The sequence below is a fragment of the Streptomyces tauricus genome, assembly GCF_014650955.1.
Taxonomy (GTDB): Bacteria; Actinomycetota; Actinomycetes; order Streptomycetales; family Streptomycetaceae; genus Streptomyces; species Streptomyces tauricus.
Genome location: NZ_BMVY01000007.1, coordinates 207,517 through 224,997, shown reverse-complemented (window position 1 = coordinate 224,997; position 17,481 = coordinate 207,517). Strand labels below are relative to the sequence as shown.

Genomic DNA, 17,481 nt, shown 5'->3' with positions numbered 1-17,481 from the left:
GTGTCGGGGCTGTGGGGATCCCCCGGTCGAGAGAGCCGAAGAAATCGGCCCTCTGTCGCTCAGCGGCCACTCACAGTAGTCGCCACCGCATCATGTGCGGTGGGCAGTTGACAAAGTCCGACGGCTGACATCCCGCTCTGGTATGAGCGTTCGTACGACAGACCGATAAACCCCTCGAACACCCGCGCCTATGTCTCGCCGAACCGATCAGACCTGGTCAGAAGCGGTCAACGACAAACGGCGAGGGCCGAGGAGCAATTCGCTCCTCGGCCCTCGCCGACCGCCTTCGGGCAGCCCTCAGGTCAGCCCTCAGGTCAGCCCGTCGGCACCGATTCCGGGTCTCCGGCGTCCGTCGCCTTGTCACGCGGAGTGTCACGGACCGCCTTCCCGACGACGCCCTCGTCCGCGACGGCCTCGTCCGCGACGCCCTCCTCCGCGACGGCCTTGTCGGCACCGGCCGCGTCGGCGACGGCCGTCTCCCCGGTGGCCGTCTTCTCGACGGCGGGCCAGCCGCCCTTGGGCACCAGGGCCACACCCCGCCACCACGGCTCGGACGGAACGCTCTCGGCCGTGGGTTCGAAGGGCTCACCGGGCCGGGGCAGCGCGACCCGGGCGCCGGCCGCATGGGCGGCGGCGACCGTGCCCTCGCCCGGCTCGGCCCACGGGTGCGCCGCGAGGTTGAACGTGGCCCAGTGGATCGGCATCATCACGCCGGTGGGCCGGTCGCCCTGGAGGTCGAGGTGGGCGCGCATGCCCTCCTCGGGCGTCATGTGGATGTCGGGCCAGAAGTCGCTGTACGCGCCGATCTGGATCATCGTGGCGTCGAAGGGCCCGTACTCGGTGCCGATGTCCTTGAAGCCGGTGAAGTAGCCGGTGTCGCCGCTGTGGTAGATCCGGTGCTCGTCGCCCGCGACCACCCAGGAGGCCCAGAGGGTGTGCTGCGTGTTGCGCAGGCCCCGGCCGCAGAAGTGCCGGGCGGGTGTGGCGGTGAGGGAGATCCCGCCGACCTTCGTCGTCTCGTGCCAGTCCAGCTCGCGCAGCCGGTCCGCCGGGACGCCCCAGTGCTCCAGATGGGCGCCGACGCCGAGGGGCACCGCGAACAGCGTGTCCGTGTCCGCGAGGGCCTTGATCGTCGGCAGGTCGAGGTGGTCGTAGTGGTCGTGGGAGATGACGACCACGTCGACCGGGCCGAGCGCCGCCAAGGGCACGGGCACGGGATGCAGCCGCTTGGGCCCGGCGAAGGCGAACGGGGAGCACCTCTCGCCCCAGACGGGGTCGAAGAGCACCCGGTGTCCGTCGATCTCCGCGAGCACACTGGAGTGGCCCATCCACGTCAGCCGCAGCCCTGAGGCCGGCGGCGCGGCGAGGTCGGCGAGGGTCGTGGCGTGCACCGGCACGACGCCCGCGGGAGCCCGCTGGACGCGCTCCTCCTTGCGGAAGTAGGACTTCGCGAACTCGCGCATGGCGCCGTCCGGGCGAGGGGCGCCCTCGGGATTGCGGAACACGCCGTCCGCGTAGTTCGGAGATCTGCGGATGCGCTGCATGCGCTCACCACTCGGATCCACGCCGAACGCGGCGGGGCGCAGAGCACGGAGCCCGGAACTCAGGGAACGGGAGCCGGTCACGGCACCTCCAGTGGGTCGGTCTGAATATCCATTATGGTCGCCGCCTCTGACAGCGCCGGGTCGGGCGCGTGACAGGGCGGTGTCCGTGCCGAGCACGGCGAGGATCACCCCGTACCCCATCACTCACACCGAAGATCCGTTCAGCACGTCGACAGACACGATTGACAGATTTGCCCGGCACTTTCGATACTGACCGATCATTCAGTAGCGAGGGTGCGGGACCGGCACCCGGACGCTCTGTGCGCCCGGCTTCCAGCCGGTGAAACGTCCCGAAGCCGATCCCTGTTCCCGAGGAGACCCTGTGACCGACCCGGACAGCACCCCATTGATGTCGCTCACCTGGACCGACCACGTCACGGGCCGTCAGGGGCACCTGGTCGTGGACCGCCTGGTGCGCGGTGTCTCCAGCGGCGGGCTGCGGATGCGGGCGGGGTGCACGCTGGCCGAGGTCGCGGGGCTGGCCCGGGGCATGACCATGAAGGAGGCGCTGCACTACAACCCCGAGGGCCGTTACATCCCGCTGGGCGGCGCCAAGGGCGGCATCGACTGCGACCCCCAGGACCCGGAGGCGTACGGCCTGCTCGTGCGGTATCTGCGCGCCATGCGCCCGTACATCGAGCAGCACTGGACCACCGGGGAGGACCTCGGCGTCACCCAGGATCTCGTCGACCGCGCCGCGAAGGAGGCGGGTCTCGTGTCGTCGATCCAGGCGGTGTACCCGCTGCTCGACGACGAGGAGGCGGCACGCCGGCGGCTGGCGGACGCGTTCGCCGTCGAGGTGGACGGCATCGGCCTGGACGAGCTGGTCGGCGGCTGCGGGGTGGCCGAGTCGGTGCTGGCGGCACTGGACCGGGCCGGCGTGGCGTACGCGGGCACACGGGTCGCCGTACAGGGCCTGGGCACCATGGGCGGGGCCACGGCCCGGTTCCTCACGCGCGCGGGGCTGCGTGTCGTGGCGGTCGCCGACGTGAAGGGCACGATCGCCAACGCCGAGGGGCTGGACATCGACGCGCTGCTCGCGGCGCGGGACACGTACGGCACGGTCGACCGCTCGGCCCTGCGCCCCGGCGACCGTGAGCTGCCCGGTGACGCCTGGTTGTCGGCGGGGGCCGATGTGCTGGTGCCGGCCGCGGTCTCGTACGCCGTCGACACCGGCAACCAGGAGCGCATCACGGCCCGTTGGATCGTCGAGGCGGCCAACATGCCCGTCCTGCCCGAGGCGGAGGAGCTGCTGGCCGCGCGCGGCGTCACCGTCCTGCCGGACGTCGTGGTCAACTCCGGTACCAACGCCTGGTGGTGGTGGACGCTGTTCGGGGACATCGGGGCCGACGCGGAGGAGGCGTTCGCGTACACGCGCCGCTCGATGCGGGCCCTGATCGACCAGACGCTCGCCCGCGCGGAGACCGACGGCTCGACACCGCGCGCGGCCGCACACGCCATCGTCGCGGAACGCCTACCGGAGATCGCGAACCGGTACGGCTGGTATCGCTGAAGCCCTCAGCGCGCCGGGGCCCACCCCGGTCCCCGCCCGCCGGCACCGGCCCCGCCTTACGCTCGCGCGGGCCGACGGCGGTCCCGACGCAGCCGGATCCGGCACGGTCCCGACGCGACCCGACCCGACCCACTACGGACCCCGGCCGCCCGAACCGGCGCGGACTCCGGCTCGACCGAAGCCGGCACGACCGGATCCGTGAGAGCCCCGTGTGCCCGAACCGAGCCGTTCCGGGCACGGCCGGGCCAAGTCAGGCACCGACGATTGCCACGCGACCGGACCGGCCGGAGCCGCACGCCCCGACCTGCCCAGGTCCTCGCGGCCGGTAACCGCCCCTCCGGCCGCACCGGTCCCGGCCACGCAATAGGGTTGCCCGGTGGCGAGAGTGCGGTTGGGTGTGGCGGAGCGGCGTCAGGAGTTACTGCGGGCCGCCATCGGGCAGATCGAGGAGCGCGGGGTGTCCGCGGTGCGGATCGCCGACGTGGCGAACGCGCTCGGAGTGAGCAACGCCCTGGTGCTCTATCACTTCTCCACGAAGGAGAAGTTGGTCGCCGCCGCGTTCACGTACGCGGCCGAGGACGACCTCGCCCATCTGCGCAAGCTGCTCGGCCGCCGGACGACGGCCCTGCGGCGGCTGCGCGCGGCCGTGCGCTGGTACGCGCCGACCGGGCAGGCGAAAGGCTGGCGGCTGTGGATCGAGGGCTGGGCGGTGGCGCTGCGCGAGCCGGCGCTGCGGGACGTCACCCGTGACCTGGACCGGCAGTGGAAGGCAGCGCTCACCGAGGTCATCGCCGAGGGCGTGGCCGCGGGCGAGTTCCGGTGCCAGGACCCGACGGGCACGGCGTTGCGCCTGACCGCCCTGCTGGACGGGCTGGCCGTGCAGATGACGGCGTACCCCGGCGCGGTGTCACGCGCCCGCACCCAGCAGTGGGTGGACGAGGCACTGGCCAGGGAGCTGGGGCTCGACCGCGTCGAGCCCCAGACGATTGAATCCCGGACCGCGGAACCCCAGACCGCGGAACCCCAGACTCCGGATGCCTGAGGCAACCATCCCTCAGACGAACCGCCCCGCAGCCCAGCCCAACCCCCTTCAGTCCCCCTCAGCCCCGTTCAGGCCACGGCCTCTATCCACGACTTGATGTCGTTCGGGGACAGGCTCCCCTTCGCCTCCACGCGGTCGCCCGAGGACTCCCCGCGCAGCCGCCTGCCGATCCACGGCACCAGGTACTCGCGCGCCCAGTGGATGTTGTCCCGCCGCATCTCCAACGTGCCGCGCGGCGGCAGCACGGGCCACGGCTGGTCCGGGTCCGCGGGCACCTCCAGGCCGAGCACCTGGCCGGCGCGCAGGGCCACCCTGGTGTGTCCCTCGGCCGACAGGTGGAGCCGGTCACCGTCCCAGGCCCGCCGGTCCTGGATGGTCTTGAGGGACCACAGGTCGAGGACCGGACAGTTGTACCGGTCCGCGATGGCCCGCAGATGCAGGTTGTACGTGGCGATCTTGCCGCGCATGTGCCGGAGCACGGGTACGCCACGGGTGTCGAAGCCGGTGGTCACGAGGACCGTGCCGACGACCGACGTGAGGTCGGCGACGGCACGCTCGTAGCGCTCCGCGACCTCGTCGGGATCGGTGCCCGGCCGGATGATGTCGTTGCCGCCCGCACAGAAGGAGACCAGGTCCGGCGCGAGCTCCCTGGCCCGCGTCAGCTGGTGCTCGACGATCTGGTCGAGCAACTTCCCGCGGACCGCGAGGTTGGTGTAATTGAAGTCGCCCTCGGGCCGCCGGTCCGCGAGCAGTACCGCGAACCGGTCGGCCCAGCCGACGAACGCCCCGTCCGGGCCAGGGTCGCCGACGCCCTCGGTGAAGCTGTCCCCCACCGCCACGTACGACCCGATCACTGATCTGTTGTCGTCTTTCGAATCGTCTGCCACGTCGGCCCATGATTCACCTTGAGGTGTGACCTACGCGACCGTAGGAAGGGGTTGACGCCCGGTGAGATAAGCCACTCGTCAAGTGTTGGTCAACCCCGGAATAAGGGGCGCGTTCAGTGGCGTCGCCGCAGCTCCCTGACCTGGAAGTGCTGAATCGCGAAGTGGCTCCAGGTGGTCCGGAAGGCGAAGTGCCCCCGCGTGTACGGCTCCGGGTCCGTGTAGTCGAAGACGAGCCGTCCGTTGTTCCACCACCGGACGGTCGACCCGTCCGAGACGATCCGGACCCGGTGGGGCCGGTTGGCCGTGAGCAGGGGTTCGGTGTAGTCGAGGATCAGCGGCCGTACGCCGGCCTCACCGACGTACCGGCGCAGCCTGGTCGTGGTGTTGGAGTTGGCCCCGTAACCGACGTAGTACGTCCTGAGGTGGTCGTACTCGACGAGCGCGCCGCCGCGGGGCGTGGCGAAGAGGTCGTCCGGTGAGCGTGCGTCGACGGCGTTCCAGAAGTTGTTGAGGTCGGACACGCGATCGTTGGCGCCGCCCGCGGAGATGGGCGTGGCGGTGTACTCGATGACGTACGGCCCCCGCAGCGCACGCTTGAACCAGACCGTCGCTCCGCTGGGCACGTCGATGTCCAGGACTCCCCCGGAGGCGCTGACGCTGCCGCCGTCCTGCAACTCGGTGACCCACTGCCCCAGACCGTGGCGGAAGTCGTCGCGGGCGATCAGCCCGCCCCGGCCGTGACGCTCCGAGGCGCCCGCCGGCTGTCCGGGCACGAGCGCGGCGAGACCGGCTCCCGCGGCCAGCGCTCCGAACGCTCTGCGTGTGGTGGTCATACGGGACTCCTCCGGAGGGCAGGGGACATCGAGGGGCGTGGGGCGTGGGGGCGTCGGGGACGGTTCGTCCGCCGCACAGAAAGCGCTTGTGGAGATCACTGTGCCGCCCCCGACGCGCCCTGTCGATGCAGGCGATGTTGCAACCCCGTGTCGTACGTACGTACCCGGCGACCGGAGCTGTCAGGAGGGAGCCCGTTCAGAGGCGGCAGCTGATTTCGAGGCCGTCCTCCACCGGGAAGGTGACGCTGTGGTAGCCGTTGGCGGTGTCGCGCACGTGGTCGAGGTAGGGGCCGAGGTCGGGCAGATCCACGTCGTCGGCGACGACGAGGGTGCCGGGCGCGATGCGCGGCTCAAGGAGCCGCAGCACGGGCAGGCAGAGGTCCTTCCACCCGTCCAGGAACAGGAAGTCGACCGGCTGCCGCAGTGCGGCGAGCGTGTGCAGGGCGTCCCCCTCCAGCAGGGTGATCACGTCGTCGAGACCGGTGGCGGCGAAGGTGTCACGGGCCGAGGCCGCCTTGGTCCGGCTCATCTCCGTGGTGATGACCCTGCCCGTGCCGTTGTCGCGGACGGCGGCGGCCAGGTGGAGGGTGGAGATGCCGTACGAGGTGCCGAACTCGACGACGGTGGCCGGTTTCGTGGCGCGCACGAGGTTGTAGAGGAGCCTGCCGCCGTCGGCGGAGACCGGCATGTAGATCTCCTGCGCCGCGTCGGCGAGTTCCTGCGCCGTCCGCGACTCCAGGTCGTGGGACCGGTCGCTCCGTAGCCGTGACACGGTCTCGTCGTCATGGGCGGCGGTTTCGAACATACGGGTCAGGGCGGCGGATACACGTGGTTCCGCGAGGGTGTACGGATACGTGGGCACGGTGCTGGCTCCTTCGGATCGGTGCTGGTGCCTGTACTTCAGGTCGGGTGGGGTGGGCGCCCGTGCCGTCAGGCCGTGTACGCGCCCGCGTCGATGTCCGCGAGCAGGGCCGGCCCGGTGGGCTCCCAGGACAGCAGCCGCCTGCTGGCGTCGCTGGTCGCGGTCATGGTCGAGGCGAAGAAGCGGCCGACGAACCCGAAATGGGCTCCGGCGTCCCGCGGGGCGACGGAGTCGACCGGCAGGCCGAGGCTGCGGCCGATCGCCTCGGCGATCACCTTGGTGGTGACGGCCTCCTCGGCGACGGCGTGCAGGCGCGTCCCCGCAGGCGCCCGCTCCATGCCGAGGCGGACGAGCCGGGCCGCGTCGTCGCGGTGGATCGCCGACCAGGCGGCGGAGCCGTCGCCGACGTATCCGGAGACTCCCCGCTCGCGGGCCGCCGCGGTGAGGAAGTTGACGAACCCCCAGTCGCCGTGGCCGTGGACGCTCGGCGCGAACCGCGTGATCACGGTGCGCACGCCCTGGGCCACGTAGTCCAGGGCGAGGTTCTCGCTGCCGCCCCGGTTGGAGTCCGGGCCGACGGCCGGACTGACGTCGTCCTCGGTGGCGGGCCGTCCTTCGACGAGGCCGGAGAGAGGCGCGGCGACCACGAACGGGCGGTCGGTTCCGGCGAGGGCGTCGCCGAGGGCCCGGACCGCGGCGCGTTCGGAACGGTCGGACTCGGCGGGGTCGCCCCAGTCGTGCTTGTTGGCGAGGTGGATGACCGCGTCCGCCTGGTCGGCGCCTCGCCGCAGCGAGCCGAGATCGTCCAGGTCGCCGCGGACGACGCCGACGCCCTTGGCCGCGAGGGCCTGCTCGGCCCGGTCGGACCGGGCCAGACCGATGACCTGGTGGCCCGCGGAGACGAGTTCGTCGACCACGGCGGAGCCGATCCAACCGGTGGCTCCAGTGACAAATGCACGCATGAGCGTGACCTCCTTCGCCCTGAGAAGGGCAGGCGAAAACGGCAGGTTGCAGGGGTAGTCGAAGGACGGAGACGGGTGTCGTGGGAGTGGTCAGAGCACGGCGCCGACACCGCCCGGCAGGCCCCCGGGACAGGAGGAGGCAAGGCCGGACACTCAATTTCGAGTCACCATGCACCGTAAAGGTAACACATACGAGACACCATGCCTCGCATAGAGTGGCGGCATGGTGGATGGAAGTGGCCGCGGACGGCCCCGCAGTGAAAGCGCACGGGCCGCCGTGCTGCACGCCGTCGACGACCTGCTGGTGGAAGTGGGGTACGCGGCCCTGACCATGAAGGGCATCGCCGAGCGGGCGGGCGTGGGCCGGCAGACCGTGTACCGCTGGTGGTCGAACAAGGCGGAGGTCCTGTACGAGGCCAGCGCCATCGACGCCCGGGAGGAACTGTCCGTGCGACGGAGCGACGATCCCCTGAAGGACGTCAAGGCGTATCTCGACGCCCTCGTGGCCTTCCTGGCACACTCCCACGCGGGGGCGGCCTACCGCGCCCTCATGGGTGAGGCCCAGCACGACGCGGAGGTCGCCGCGCTGCTCGCCTCCCGCGACATCCTCGGGGAGAGCGCCGCGGAGGTCGTGGAGGCGGTGCGCGAGCGGAGCGACACCACCCTCTCGCTCGAACAGGCGACCGCGCTCCTGATCGGCCCGCCCTTCTTCCACATCCTGACCGGGCGCGACGCGGGCGGCATCGACACCGAACGGCTCACGGAGCAGTTCGTGCGCACCCTGAACCATCCGGGGGCATGACCCGCCCCGGCGCCGCAGCCGTCCGACTCGGCATCGCACCCGGGATGCCGGCGGACCGGGGCCCGTCCGGCCCGGGACATGCCGAAGGCCGGACCCCGGGGATCACAGGGTCCGGCCTTCGGAGACGAGCGGGTCGGTCGGCGCCGGTCAACGCGAATCAGCGCGGATCGACACCGGTGGACGTCGAGGGCGTCAGATGGAGACGCCCTTGGCGCGCAGGTACGCCAGCGGGTCCACGTCCGAGCCGTAGTCCGGGGTGGTGCGGATCTCGAAGTGCAGGTGCGGGCCGGTGACGTTGCCCGTGGCACCGGAGAGGCCGACCTGCTGTCCGCCGGTCACGGCCTGGCCGGCCGAGACGGAGAGGGAGGACAGGTGCGCGTACTGGGCGTAGTGGCCGTCGGCGAGCTTGATGACGACCTGGTTGCCGTACGCACCGCCCCATCCGGCGGAGACGACCGTGCCCGCGCCGACGGACTTGAGCGAGGTGCCGGTGGGAACCGCGAAGTCGACACCGGTGTGGTAGCCGCTGGACCACATGCTGCCCGACATCTTGTACGGGGTGCCGATGGTCGCGTTCCCGACCGGCAGCGAGAAGCCGGTGGCCGTCGAGGTGTCCGCAGCCTTGGACGCCGTGGTGGTCTTCTTGGCCGCGGGCTTGCCCGCGGACTCGGCGGACGACTTGTCGGCCTTGGGGGCGGTGGAGCCGGAGGGGGCAGCCGCCGCCTTGCCGCCGAGGGCGAGCTTCAGGCCCGGGTGGATGAGGGCCGGGTCGCCGCCGATGGCCGTGCGGTTGTCCGAGTACAGCTTCTTCCAGCCGCCGGTGACATCCTGCGCGTCGGCGATCTTCGACAGGGAGTCGCCGGAACGCACGGCGTACGTCCTGGTCGCGACCTTCTTCGCCTCGGTCTTCGCCTTCGCGTCGGCCTGCTTCTCGGCGGTCGGCGCGGCAGCGGCGGACTTGCTCGCGATGTTCGAGACGTTCGCGGCGCTCGCCACGGAATCGGCGGCGGTCTGCGGAGTCGCGGCGTTCGCTCCGGCGGCACCGAGCAGCGGGAGGGCGAGAGCCGCTCCCCCGGTTCCGGCCACGGCTATGGAGCGGGTGAAACGCTGGGACTTGGGACGGCGGTGCTTACCCTTCGCGGGCATGACGAATTCCTCTCCGGCGCCTGCGAGGTGAGCTGTCGGGTGCGAGCTGGAGATGCCCGGCCGCGCTTTCACGCGACTTAACCCCAAGCCGTTCCGGAGACCGGAACAGGCGTAGTACCTGTGGGTCCCCCGCTCCTGCCACGTACGGGTGAGTGTGCGGATTCCGGGCGGCGGCAGGATTGGGCGTCCGTCCGGATTGGAGGTGAACGTAAGCGACATGAAGAGGCGGGAACAAGCTTGAGGGTTTCCTGTGTGCCCCGTTTTCTTGATCCTCGACCGAAATACCGGTCACCCTGCGTGCATATGGACCGTCCCGGGTTTGTTAAACCCCTGAAAACAAAGCGGACTTACGTGAGCATGGCGACAGCGGAACGTCACGTGTATGACGCTGCTCACGGAGGACCGCCCCAGGAGCCCCCACTCCGGCGCGAGTTGGAACGAAGGCTCCATTACGGACACATCAGTCACATGCGACGCAGGCGGATAACTGCCGCATCGAGGTCGCCCCGCAGCCCCGTCCGCAGCCCGTGGTGCAAAAGCACCGCACCCCGGTGGACTTCGCCCGTTTCGAGGCATTCGTACGACGCCGACGGGTCGAGGCCCCGCAGCCGCACCGGCGGAACCGGCTCTCCGTAGTGCTGGGCCTGGAGCCAGGCGAGGACGACGACCTCGCCGTCACGGACGTACTGGACGGCGCTCAGGCCGCCCTCCGGCGCCCGCAGCCGGTGAAGCTCACCGCCCTGCACGACGGGCCTGATCTTCTTGTAGAGCTCCACCCAGGTCCGCGCCTCGGCCAGCTCCCCCTCGGTCCAGCGGGTGAGGTCGCCGCCGACCCCGAGCACCCCGGCCATCGCGCTCACGAACCGGAAGCGCAGCGAGCTGACACGTCCGTTGAGCTGCGTGTTCGGGCTGTCGGTGACCCACGCGGCCATGGCCCGCGCGGGATGCACCTGGCTGAAGCCGTACTGGATGGCGAGCCGGTCGAGCGGGTCCGTGTTGTCCGAGGTCCACACCTGGTCCGTACGGGCCATGATCCCGAGGTCGATCCGGCCGCCGCCGCCCGAGCAGGACTCGAAGGCGACGGTCGGGTGGGCCGCCCGCAGCCGGTCCAACAGCTTGTACAGGGCGTGCACATGGTCCACCCACAGCCGCTGCGGGTACGCCTCGCCGGGCCATCCCGCGTCCGTGAAGCAGCGGTTGAAGTCCCACTTCACGTAGTCGATCGGCGCGCTGGAGAGCAGCGCGTCGAGCTGTTCCCACAGGTACTCCTGGACGTCCTCGCGTGCGAGGTTCAGTACGAGCTGGTTGCGCAGCTCCGTCCTCTTTCGTCCCGGCTGGAACTGCACCCAGTCCGGGTGCGCGCGGTACAGCTCGCTGTCCGGGTTGACCATCTCGGGCTCGACCCAGATGCCGAACTGCATCCCGAGCCCGTGCACGTAGTCGCTCAGCGGCTTGAGGCCGCCGGGGAAGCGGTCCCGGTTGACCGTCCAGTCGCCGAGGCCGGCCCGGTCGCTGGTGCGCGCCCCGAACCAGCCGTCGTCGACCACGAACAGCTCGACCCCTGCCTCGGCGGCCCGGCGGGCGAGCGCCCGCTGCTGCTCCTCGGAGATGTCGAACTCCGTGGCCTCCCAGGAGTTGTAGAGCACGGGCCGGTCCTGCTCCGCGTCCGGGATCACATACGCGCGCTGGTACGCGTGCCAGGCGCGGCTCGCCCCGCCGAAGCCGCCGTCGCTCCACAGCCCCGCGAAGACGGGAGTGACGAAGGTCTCCCCCGGTTCCAGCCGCAGCAGGCCCGAGTCGTCGTACCCGGCCCCGCCGGTGATCTGCACGCGCGCGTCCGGCAGTTGGGCCACCGCGATCCGCCAGGTCCCCGACCAGGCGAGCGCGCAGCCGTAGACCTCGCCCAGCTCCTCGGTCGCCGTGCCGTCCGCGTCCAGGGCGACCCACGGCAGGTGCTGGTGCCCGGTGTGTCCACGCCGGCTGCCGATGATCTTCTCGCCGTAGGTGAGTTCGGAGCGCACCAGCCGGGACTCGGCCGCCCACCGTCCGTGCAGCTGGGACAGCCGCCACCCGTCGCGCAGCGGCAGCGTCCAGGTCGCGGAGTCGGCGCGCAGCACCTCCAGGGCGGGCCCTTCGTTGGAGAGGGTCACCCAGCGCTCGACGACGTCCGTGCCCTCCCGCATCCGGTAGTGCAGCGTGATGCCGAGCCCGGAGTCGGAGAACCGCAGCCGCAGCTCGTCGCCCTCGCTCTCGTACGCCTCGAAGCGCCACTCGGTGCCGCGCCGGTCCGGCGTACGCACGGACAGCGCGGGCCGTACGAAGCGGGGGCCGCCCTCGACCGGGTACTCCTCATGGCCGTCGAGGGTCGCCTCGAACGCCCAGTACTCGGGGCCCGGGCCCGCGGCGAGCGCCTCGGCGTCGGCGAGTGCGATCCTGGGGCCCCAGTGCAGATGAAGCAGCTCGTCCTCGTCACCGAGCCGCAGGCCGTAACTGCTCGTGGGTCCCGAAAGAAGCCACGTACGGCCGTCTGCGCCGATCTCTACCATCAAGCCCTCACATATTCGAACAGGCACGCTCAAGCCCCAACATCATCAGGGCCGACCTGCCCTTCGGGCAACGCCTGTGGACAACTCATTGGCCCACGAACCGATGTCGTATCGTCGGATACGCACCTCGCCGACGAGCCGCGTCGGTGGCCGAGGGGAGGAGCCCCCGTGACGCAGCAGGTCCCGTCGACCGAGCCCGAACTGGCCGGTGTACGCAACTTCCGCGATGTGGGCGGCCTGCCGACGGTGGACGGCCGGCGGGTGGCGTACGGACGGCTGTTCCGCAGCGGCCACCTCGCGCACGCGACGCCCTCGGACGCCGCGTTCCTCGCCTCGCTGGGACTGCACACGATCTTCGACTTCCGCAACGCGGCCGACCAGCGCCTGGAGGGCGCCGACGTCGAGCTGCCCGGGGTGCGCAATGTGAACCTGCCGCTGACGGACCCCGCCGACGGCGCCGAGTTCTGGAAGATGGTCCGCGACGGCAATCTGGACGAGCTGCGTGAGCTGCTCGCGGACGGCCGGGCGGCGAACCGCATGATCGCGTCCTACCGCACGATCATCAAGGAGCGCACGGCCGAGCACCGTCAGGTGCTGCACGCGCTGGCCGAGGACAGTGTCCCGGCCCTGATGCACTGCGCCGCCGGCAAGGACCGCGCCGGTCTCTCCGTCGCCGTGACGCTCCTCGCCATCGGCGTCGAGCGTGAGGCCATCGTGGCGGACTACCTGGAGTCGAACGCGGCGCACCGCCGCTACAAGGTGCACCGCAGCAGCTCCGCCTCCTCGGCGTACACCCCCGAGGTGATGGAGCTGCTCAGCCCGCTCTTCGACGCACGCGCCGAGTACCTGGCGGCGGCGTTCGACACGATCGAGGAGACCTGGGGCGGGGTCGACGCGTACCTGGAGCAGGCGCTCGGCGTGACCCCCGGGATACGGGAGCGGCTGCGGGCGCGTTTCCTCGACTGACCGCTCCGGGGGCTGGGCGCCGGGCTACTGGTTCTGGGCCCCGAGGGTGAACAGCAGGTAGATGAAGGCGGCGAAGACGTGCCCGACCGCCACATAGATGATGAGCCGGACCCACAGCGCGCGCGGGAACTTCTCCTCCAAGTCCTTCATGAGCCTTCTCCTGGAATCGTCGTCGGTCCGAGGCACAGGGCGGCCGTCGGACTCTGCAGCAGGGTGTGTACGAAGAGGAGTTCGGCCCCGTCCCGGTCCGCGGCGGCGATCCGGTGCGGGGTCAGCGAGTCGAAGTGGGCGCTGTCGCCGGGTTCGAGGACGTGCGCGGTGTCCCCGAGGCGCAGGCGCAGCCGCCCCTGGAGGACGTACAGCCACTCCTCACCGGGGTGGACCCGCACGATGTCGCCCTGCGCCCCGTAGGGGACGTGCACGCGCAGGGACTGCATGCCGCGGCCGGCGGCGCCGGCCGGCCAGTACGTCCAGCCGCCGGCCTTCGTGGGCTCCATGTCGGCGGAGCGGACCACGGCGTCCCGCTCGGTGACCGTCTCGCCGAGCAGGTCGGAGACGGTCGTGCCGTAGATGCGGGCCAGCGCGAGGAGCATGGGCAGCGAGGGCTGGCGCCGGCCGGTCTCCAGCCGGGAGAGGTGGGCGGGCGAGAGTCCGGCCGCGGCGGCGGCGGACTCCAGGGTGAGGGTTGCGCGGCGGCGCAGTGCGCGGAGCTGGGGGGCGACGGTGGGAAGCGGCGCCTCAGCCTCCGGCTCGGGCTCGGGTCTCGTACCCTGGTCAGGGTTCATGCATCCCATTGAGCCGCACTCTTGCCTGAGAGGCAAATAACTTGCCCGAGAGGCAAAAGCTCCGGCCAACGGGGGCGGGCTGCGCAGTTCCCCGCGCCCCTATCGGGGCGAAGGCGCAGCCGAGCCCTCAGGGGCGCGGGGAACGGCGCAATCTTTTAGGGGCGCGGGGAACGGCGCAGTCCTTTGGGGGCGCGGGGAACTGCGCGAACGGCCCGCAGGGGGCCCGGCCCCGCTACCGCCCGGCGACCGCCTGCTTCACCAGCGTCTTTCCGAAGTCCCACATCAGCCCACCCCCACTGTGTGCGTCATCCATGACGGCAGTGAACGCCTCCACGAACCGATCCACGTCCCGCTCCCCGATCACCAGCGGCGGGATCAGCTTGATCACCTCCAGGTGGTCGCCGGAGACCTGCGTGAGGATCCGGTGCCGCTGCAGCAACGGCACGACCACCATCTGCGCGAACAGCCCCTTGCGCGCCGCCTGCAGCATCGTCCACCGGCTGCGCAGCTTCAGCGAGGTCGGTCGGCCGAACTCGAGGCCGATCATCAGCCCCCGGCCGCGTACGTCGCTCAGCAGCTCGTACCGGTCGACGAGCTCCGTGAGCCGGGACTTGAGCCGCTCCCCCGTGGCGCGGGCGTTCGCCACGATCTGCTCGTTCTCCATGACCGACAGGACCGCGAGGCCGGCCGCCATGGCCTGCGCGTTGGATCCGAAGCTCGCGGAGTGCACGAGGACCCGGTCCATGGACGAGTAGACCTTCTTGAAGATCCAGTCCTTGCCGAGGGTGGCGCTCACGGGCACGTACCCGCCCGACAGCGCCTTCGCCACACAGACCAGGTCGGGTTCGACCCCGTCCTCGTGCTGGTAGGCGTAGAAGTCCCCGGTGCGGCCGAGCCCGGTCTGCACCTCGTCCGCGATGAGCAGCGCCTTGTACTTGTGCAGCAGTTCCTGGGCGTCGCGCAGATAGCCGGGCGGCGACTCGTGCACGCCCTTGCCCTGGATCGGTTCGACGATCAGCGCGGCGACGTCGCCCTTCTTGAGCTCCGCCGCCAGGGCGTCGAGGTCACCGAGCGGGACCGCCGTGTCGGGCAGCAGCGGGGCGAAGCCGTCCCGGAAGCCGTCCTCGCCGTTGACGGACAGGGATCCGGTGGTCAGCCCGTGGAAGGCGTGCGCGCAGTACAGGACGCGCGGCCTGCCGGTGGCGTACCGGGCGAACTTCAGGGCGGTCTCGACGGCCTCCGTCCCGCTGTTGCCGAAGAACACCCGGTCCAGGTGCGGGCTGTGCGCCAGCAGCTTCTCCGCCAGCAGGCCGGGCAGGGGCTGGCAGTCGAAGCGGGTGAGGTCGGCGAGCCGGGCGTCCAGGACGTCGTGCAGTGCCTTGCGGACGACGGGGTGATGGCGACCGAGGCCCATCACCCCGAACCCGGCGAGCATGTCCAGGTAGTCGTTGTCGTCCGCGTCCCAGAAGTGGGCGCCCTCGGCGCGCTCGTAGACCTTGTCGAAGCCGATGGTGCGCAGCATGCGCGGCAGCTGGTGGTTCAGATACTTGGCGTGCAGCTCGTAGCGCTCGGCTCCGCGCTCGGCGAGGAGACTGCCGAGGTCGAACTCCTGGGCCTTGCTGGTGGTCATTGCGGTTTCTCCTTGGGCATGGTGGTCTCCCGCACCGCGAGGCTCGCGCTGATCCGGCCCGCGATCTCGACGGGGGTCAGGCCGATGTCGGCCAGTACCTCGCCCCGTTTGGCGTGTGCGAGGAACTGTTCGGGGATGCCGAACCGCCGTACCGGCACGTCGACTTCGGCGTCCCCGAGGGCGAGCGCGACGGCCGCGCCCACTCCGGCGGCCCGGCTGTTGTCCTCGACGACGGCGACCAGTCGGTGGTCGGCGGCGAGGCCGGGCAGGGCGGGGTCGACGGGTTTGACCCAGCGCGGGTCCACCACCGTGCAGCCGATGCCCCGCGCCTCGAGGAGTTCGGCCGCGTGGAGGCACACCGGTGCCATGACGCCGACGGCGACGAGCAGCACGTCGGACCGCTCGCCGCGGTGCAGCACGTCCACTCCGCCCACCCGGTCGACCGCCGGGACCCGGGGTCCCACCGACTCCTTCGGAAAGCGGACCAGCGTGGGGGCGTCGTCGACGGCGACGGCCTCGCGCAGCTGGGCGCGGAGCTGGTCGGCGTCACGCGGCGCGGCGATGCGAAGTCCGGGCACGACCTGGAGGATGGACATGTCCCACATGCCGTTGTGGGACGCTCCGTCGGCTCCGGTGATGCCGGCCCGGTCCAGTACGAAGGTCACGCCGCAGCGGTGCAGCGCGACATCCATGAGGAGCTGGTCGAAGGCCCGGTTGAGGAAGGTCGCGTACACGGCGACGACCGGGTGCAGTCCGCCGGTCGCGAGTCCGGCCGCGGACACCGCGGCGTGCTGCTCGGCGATGCCGACGTCCCACACCCGGTCGGGGAACCTCTCGGCGAACTTCGCGAGGCCCACCGGGTGCAGCATGGCCGCCGTGATCGCCACGACGTCCTCGCGTTCCTCGCCGATGCGGACGATCTCGTCGCCGAACACCGAGGTCCAGGAGGGGCCGTTGGACGGTGCGAGCGGCTCGCAGGTGAGCGGGTCCATCACGCCGACCGTGTGGAAACGGTCCTCCTCGTGCGCGAGCGCGGGCTCGTATCCGCGCCCCTTCTCCGTCAGGCAGTGGATGAGTACGGGTCCGTGGAAGCGTTTCGCGCGCCGCAGGGCCGACTCGACCGCGCCCGTGTCGTGCCCGTCGATCGGCCCGACGTACTTCAGCCCCAGGTCCTCGAACATGCCCTGCGGGGCGAACGCGTCCTTGAAGCCCTTCTTCGCGCCGTGCAGCGACTCGTAGAGGGTGCCGCCGACGACGGGGGTGCGCAGCAGGACGTCCTTGCCCCAGGCCAGGACCTTCTCGTAGCTGTCGGTGGTGCGCAGGGTCGCGAGGTGGTTGGCGAGGCCGCCGATGGTCGGCGAGTACGAGCGTTCGTTGTCGTTGACGACGATGATCAGCGGGCGGTCCTTGGCGGCGGCGATGTTGTTCAGCGCCTCCCATGCCATGCCGCCGGTGAGCGCGCCGTCCCCGATGACCGCGACGACGTGCCCTTTCTCGCCCTGCACCTGGCGGGCCTTGGCGAGCCCGTCGGCCCAGCCGAGCGCGGTGGACGCGTGGCTGTTCTCGATGATGTCGTGCTCGGACTCCTCGCGCGAGGGGTAGCCGGAGAGGCCGCCCTTGCCGCGCAGCTTGGAGAAGTCCTGACGGCCGGTCAGGAGCTTGTGCACATAGCTCTGGTGGCCGGTGTCCCACAGGATGCGGTCGGTCGGCGACTCGAAGACCCGGTGGAGCGCGATGGACAGTTCCACCACTCCCAGGTTGGGTCCCAGATGCCCCCCGGTCCTGGCGACCGCGTGCACCAGGAACTCCCTGATCTCTTCGGCCACTTGGCCTATCTCGGTCTCGGACAGCGCCTTCAGGTCGCGTGGTCCCCGGATGGTCTCCAGAATCGTCACGCTCGGCC

15 protein-coding genes and 1 riboswitch are annotated in these 17,481 nt (G+C 71.0%); of the genes, 4 read left to right on the top strand and 11 right to left on the bottom strand.

The window, feature by feature from the left end; genetic code table 11:
* Positions 1-314: 314 nt before the first annotated feature.
* Entirely contained in the window at positions 315-1,625 is a 1,311-nt protein-coding gene (locus IE278_RS14540; protein ID WP_189772346.1) for an MBL fold metallo-hydrolase, read from the bottom strand.
* Between the two features lie 328 nt (positions 1,626-1,953).
* Between IE278_RS14540 and IE278_RS14535 the strand changes: the two genes are divergently transcribed.
* Together IE278_RS14535 and IE278_RS14530 are read left to right on the top strand one after the other, a co-directional pair.
* Positions 1,954-3,117, top strand: a complete 1,164-nt coding sequence (locus IE278_RS14535; protein ID WP_189772453.1) for a glutamate dehydrogenase — start codon at positions 1,954-1,956, stop codon at positions 3,115-3,117.
* Between the two features lie 376 nt (positions 3,118-3,493).
* Complete coding sequence (locus IE278_RS14530) at positions 3,494-4,159, top strand: TetR/AcrR family transcriptional regulator (RefSeq protein WP_189772345.1); 666 nt, start codon at positions 3,494-3,496, stop codon at positions 4,157-4,159.
* A 68-nt stretch (positions 4,160-4,227) separates the two neighbouring features.
* Here the strand turns inward: IE278_RS14530 and IE278_RS14525 are convergent, their stop codons facing one another.
* From IE278_RS14525 to IE278_RS14510, 4 genes are all read right to left on the bottom strand, one after another.
* Positions 4,228-5,013 (bottom strand): SGNH/GDSL hydrolase family protein, encoded by a 786-nt coding sequence (locus IE278_RS14525; RefSeq protein ID WP_189772451.1) that lies wholly within the window; start codon positions 5,011-5,013, stop codon positions 4,228-4,230.
* A 146-nt stretch (positions 5,014-5,159) separates the two neighbouring features.
* A complete protein-coding gene (locus IE278_RS14520; protein WP_189772344.1) occupies positions 5,160-5,879 on the bottom strand; it encodes a DUF6250 domain-containing protein in 720 nt (239 codons plus the stop codon).
* 196 nt (positions 5,880-6,075) lie between these two features.
* Entirely contained in the window at positions 6,076-6,741 is a 666-nt protein-coding gene (locus IE278_RS14515; RefSeq protein WP_246570315.1) for an O-methyltransferase, read from the bottom strand.
* A gap of 68 nt (positions 6,742-6,809) precedes the next feature.
* The gene (locus IE278_RS14510; RefSeq protein WP_189772342.1) at positions 6,810-7,703 is read right to left on the bottom strand and encodes an SDR family oxidoreductase; all 894 of its coding nucleotides are present in this window, start codon (positions 7,701-7,703) and stop codon (positions 6,810-6,812) included.
* 223 nt (positions 7,704-7,926) lie between these two features.
* On the opposite strand from IE278_RS14510, the gene IE278_RS14505 reads away from it, so the two are divergent.
* Positions 7,927-8,505 (top strand): TetR/AcrR family transcriptional regulator, encoded by a 579-nt coding sequence (locus tag IE278_RS14505; RefSeq protein WP_189772340.1) that lies wholly within the window; start codon positions 7,927-7,929, stop codon positions 8,503-8,505.
* A gap of 192 nt (positions 8,506-8,697) precedes the next feature.
* On the opposite strand, the gene IE278_RS14500 is transcribed toward IE278_RS14505, so the two are convergent.
* Together IE278_RS14500 and IE278_RS14495 are read right to left on the bottom strand one after the other, a co-directional pair.
* On the bottom strand, positions 8,698-9,651 hold the full coding sequence (locus IE278_RS14500; RefSeq protein WP_189772338.1) for a M23 family metallopeptidase: 954 nt from the start codon (positions 9,649-9,651) through the stop codon (positions 8,698-8,700).
* A gap of 2 nt (positions 9,652-9,653) precedes the next feature.
* A riboswitch (cyclic di-AMP (ydaO/yuaA leader) is annotated at positions 9,654-9,831 on the bottom strand.
* 284 nt (positions 9,832-10,115) lie between these two features.
* Positions 10,116-12,197: an alpha-galactosidase gene (locus tag IE278_RS14495; RefSeq protein ID WP_189772447.1), complete on the bottom strand. Its 2,082-nt coding sequence runs from the start codon at positions 12,195-12,197 to the stop codon at positions 10,116-10,118.
* A 168-nt stretch (positions 12,198-12,365) separates the two neighbouring features.
* Here IE278_RS14495 and IE278_RS14490 point away from each other — a divergent pair, with 168 nt between their 5' ends.
* Positions 12,366-13,163, top strand: a complete 798-nt coding sequence (locus IE278_RS14490; RefSeq protein WP_189772336.1) for a tyrosine-protein phosphatase — start codon at positions 12,366-12,368, stop codon at positions 13,161-13,163.
* 24 nt (positions 13,164-13,187) lie between these two features.
* Here the strand turns inward: IE278_RS14490 and IE278_RS14485 are convergent, their stop codons facing one another.
* The 4 genes from IE278_RS14485 to dxs form a co-directional block, all read right to left on the bottom strand.
* Entirely contained in the window at positions 13,188-13,313 is a 126-nt protein-coding gene (locus IE278_RS14485) for a DUF6126 family protein (protein WP_149511185.1), read from the bottom strand.
* Entirely contained in the window at positions 13,310-13,948 is a 639-nt protein-coding gene (locus IE278_RS14480) for a helix-turn-helix domain-containing protein (protein ID WP_189772334.1), read from the bottom strand. The genes IE278_RS14485 and IE278_RS14480 overlap by 4 nt, the downstream gene beginning before the upstream one ends.
* 232 nt (positions 13,949-14,180) lie before the next feature.
* Positions 14,181-15,578 carry an aspartate aminotransferase family protein gene (locus tag IE278_RS14475; RefSeq protein WP_189772332.1) on the bottom strand — a complete coding sequence of 466 codons (1,398 nt, stop codon included), beginning with the start codon at positions 15,576-15,578 and terminating at the stop codon, positions 14,181-14,183.
* A complete protein-coding gene (gene dxs / locus IE278_RS14470) occupies positions 15,575-17,473 on the bottom strand; it encodes a 1-deoxy-D-xylulose-5-phosphate synthase (protein WP_189772330.1) in 1,899 nt (632 codons plus the stop codon). Before dxs ends, IE278_RS14475 begins: the two co-directional genes overlap by 4 nt.
* Positions 17,474-17,481 lie beyond the last annotated feature (8 nt).

Coding starts and splice junctions, on each gene's coding strand:
- IE278_RS14535 (WP_189772453.1), top strand. CDS start 1,954: ATGTCGCTCACCTGGACCGACCACGTCACGGGCCGTCAGGGGCACCTG.
- IE278_RS14520 (WP_189772344.1), bottom strand. CDS start 5,879: ATGACCACCACACGCAGAGCGTTCGGAGCGCTGGCCGCGGGAGCCGGT.
- IE278_RS14510 (WP_189772342.1), bottom strand. CDS start 7,703: ATGCGTGCATTTGTCACTGGAGCCACCGGTTGGATCGGCTCCGCCGTG.
- IE278_RS14505 (WP_189772340.1), top strand. CDS start 7,927: ATGGTGGATGGAAGTGGCCGCGGACGGCCCCGCAGTGAAAGCGCACGG.
- IE278_RS14500 (WP_189772338.1), bottom strand. CDS start 9,651: ATGCCCGCGAAGGGTAAGCACCGCCGTCCCAAGTCCCAGCGTTTCACC.
- IE278_RS14495 (WP_189772447.1), bottom strand. CDS start 12,197: ATGGTAGAGATCGGCGCAGACGGCCGTACGTGGCTTCTTTCGGGACCC.
- IE278_RS14485 (WP_149511185.1), bottom strand. CDS start 13,313: ATGAAGGACTTGGAGGAGAAGTTCCCGCGCGCGCTGTGGGTCCGGCTC.
- IE278_RS14480 (WP_189772334.1), bottom strand. CDS start 13,948: ATGAACCCTGACCAGGGTACGAGACCCGAGCCCGAGCCGGAGGCTGAG.
- IE278_RS14475 (WP_189772332.1), bottom strand. CDS start 15,578: ATGACCACCAGCAAGGCCCAGGAGTTCGACCTCGGCAGTCTCCTCGCC.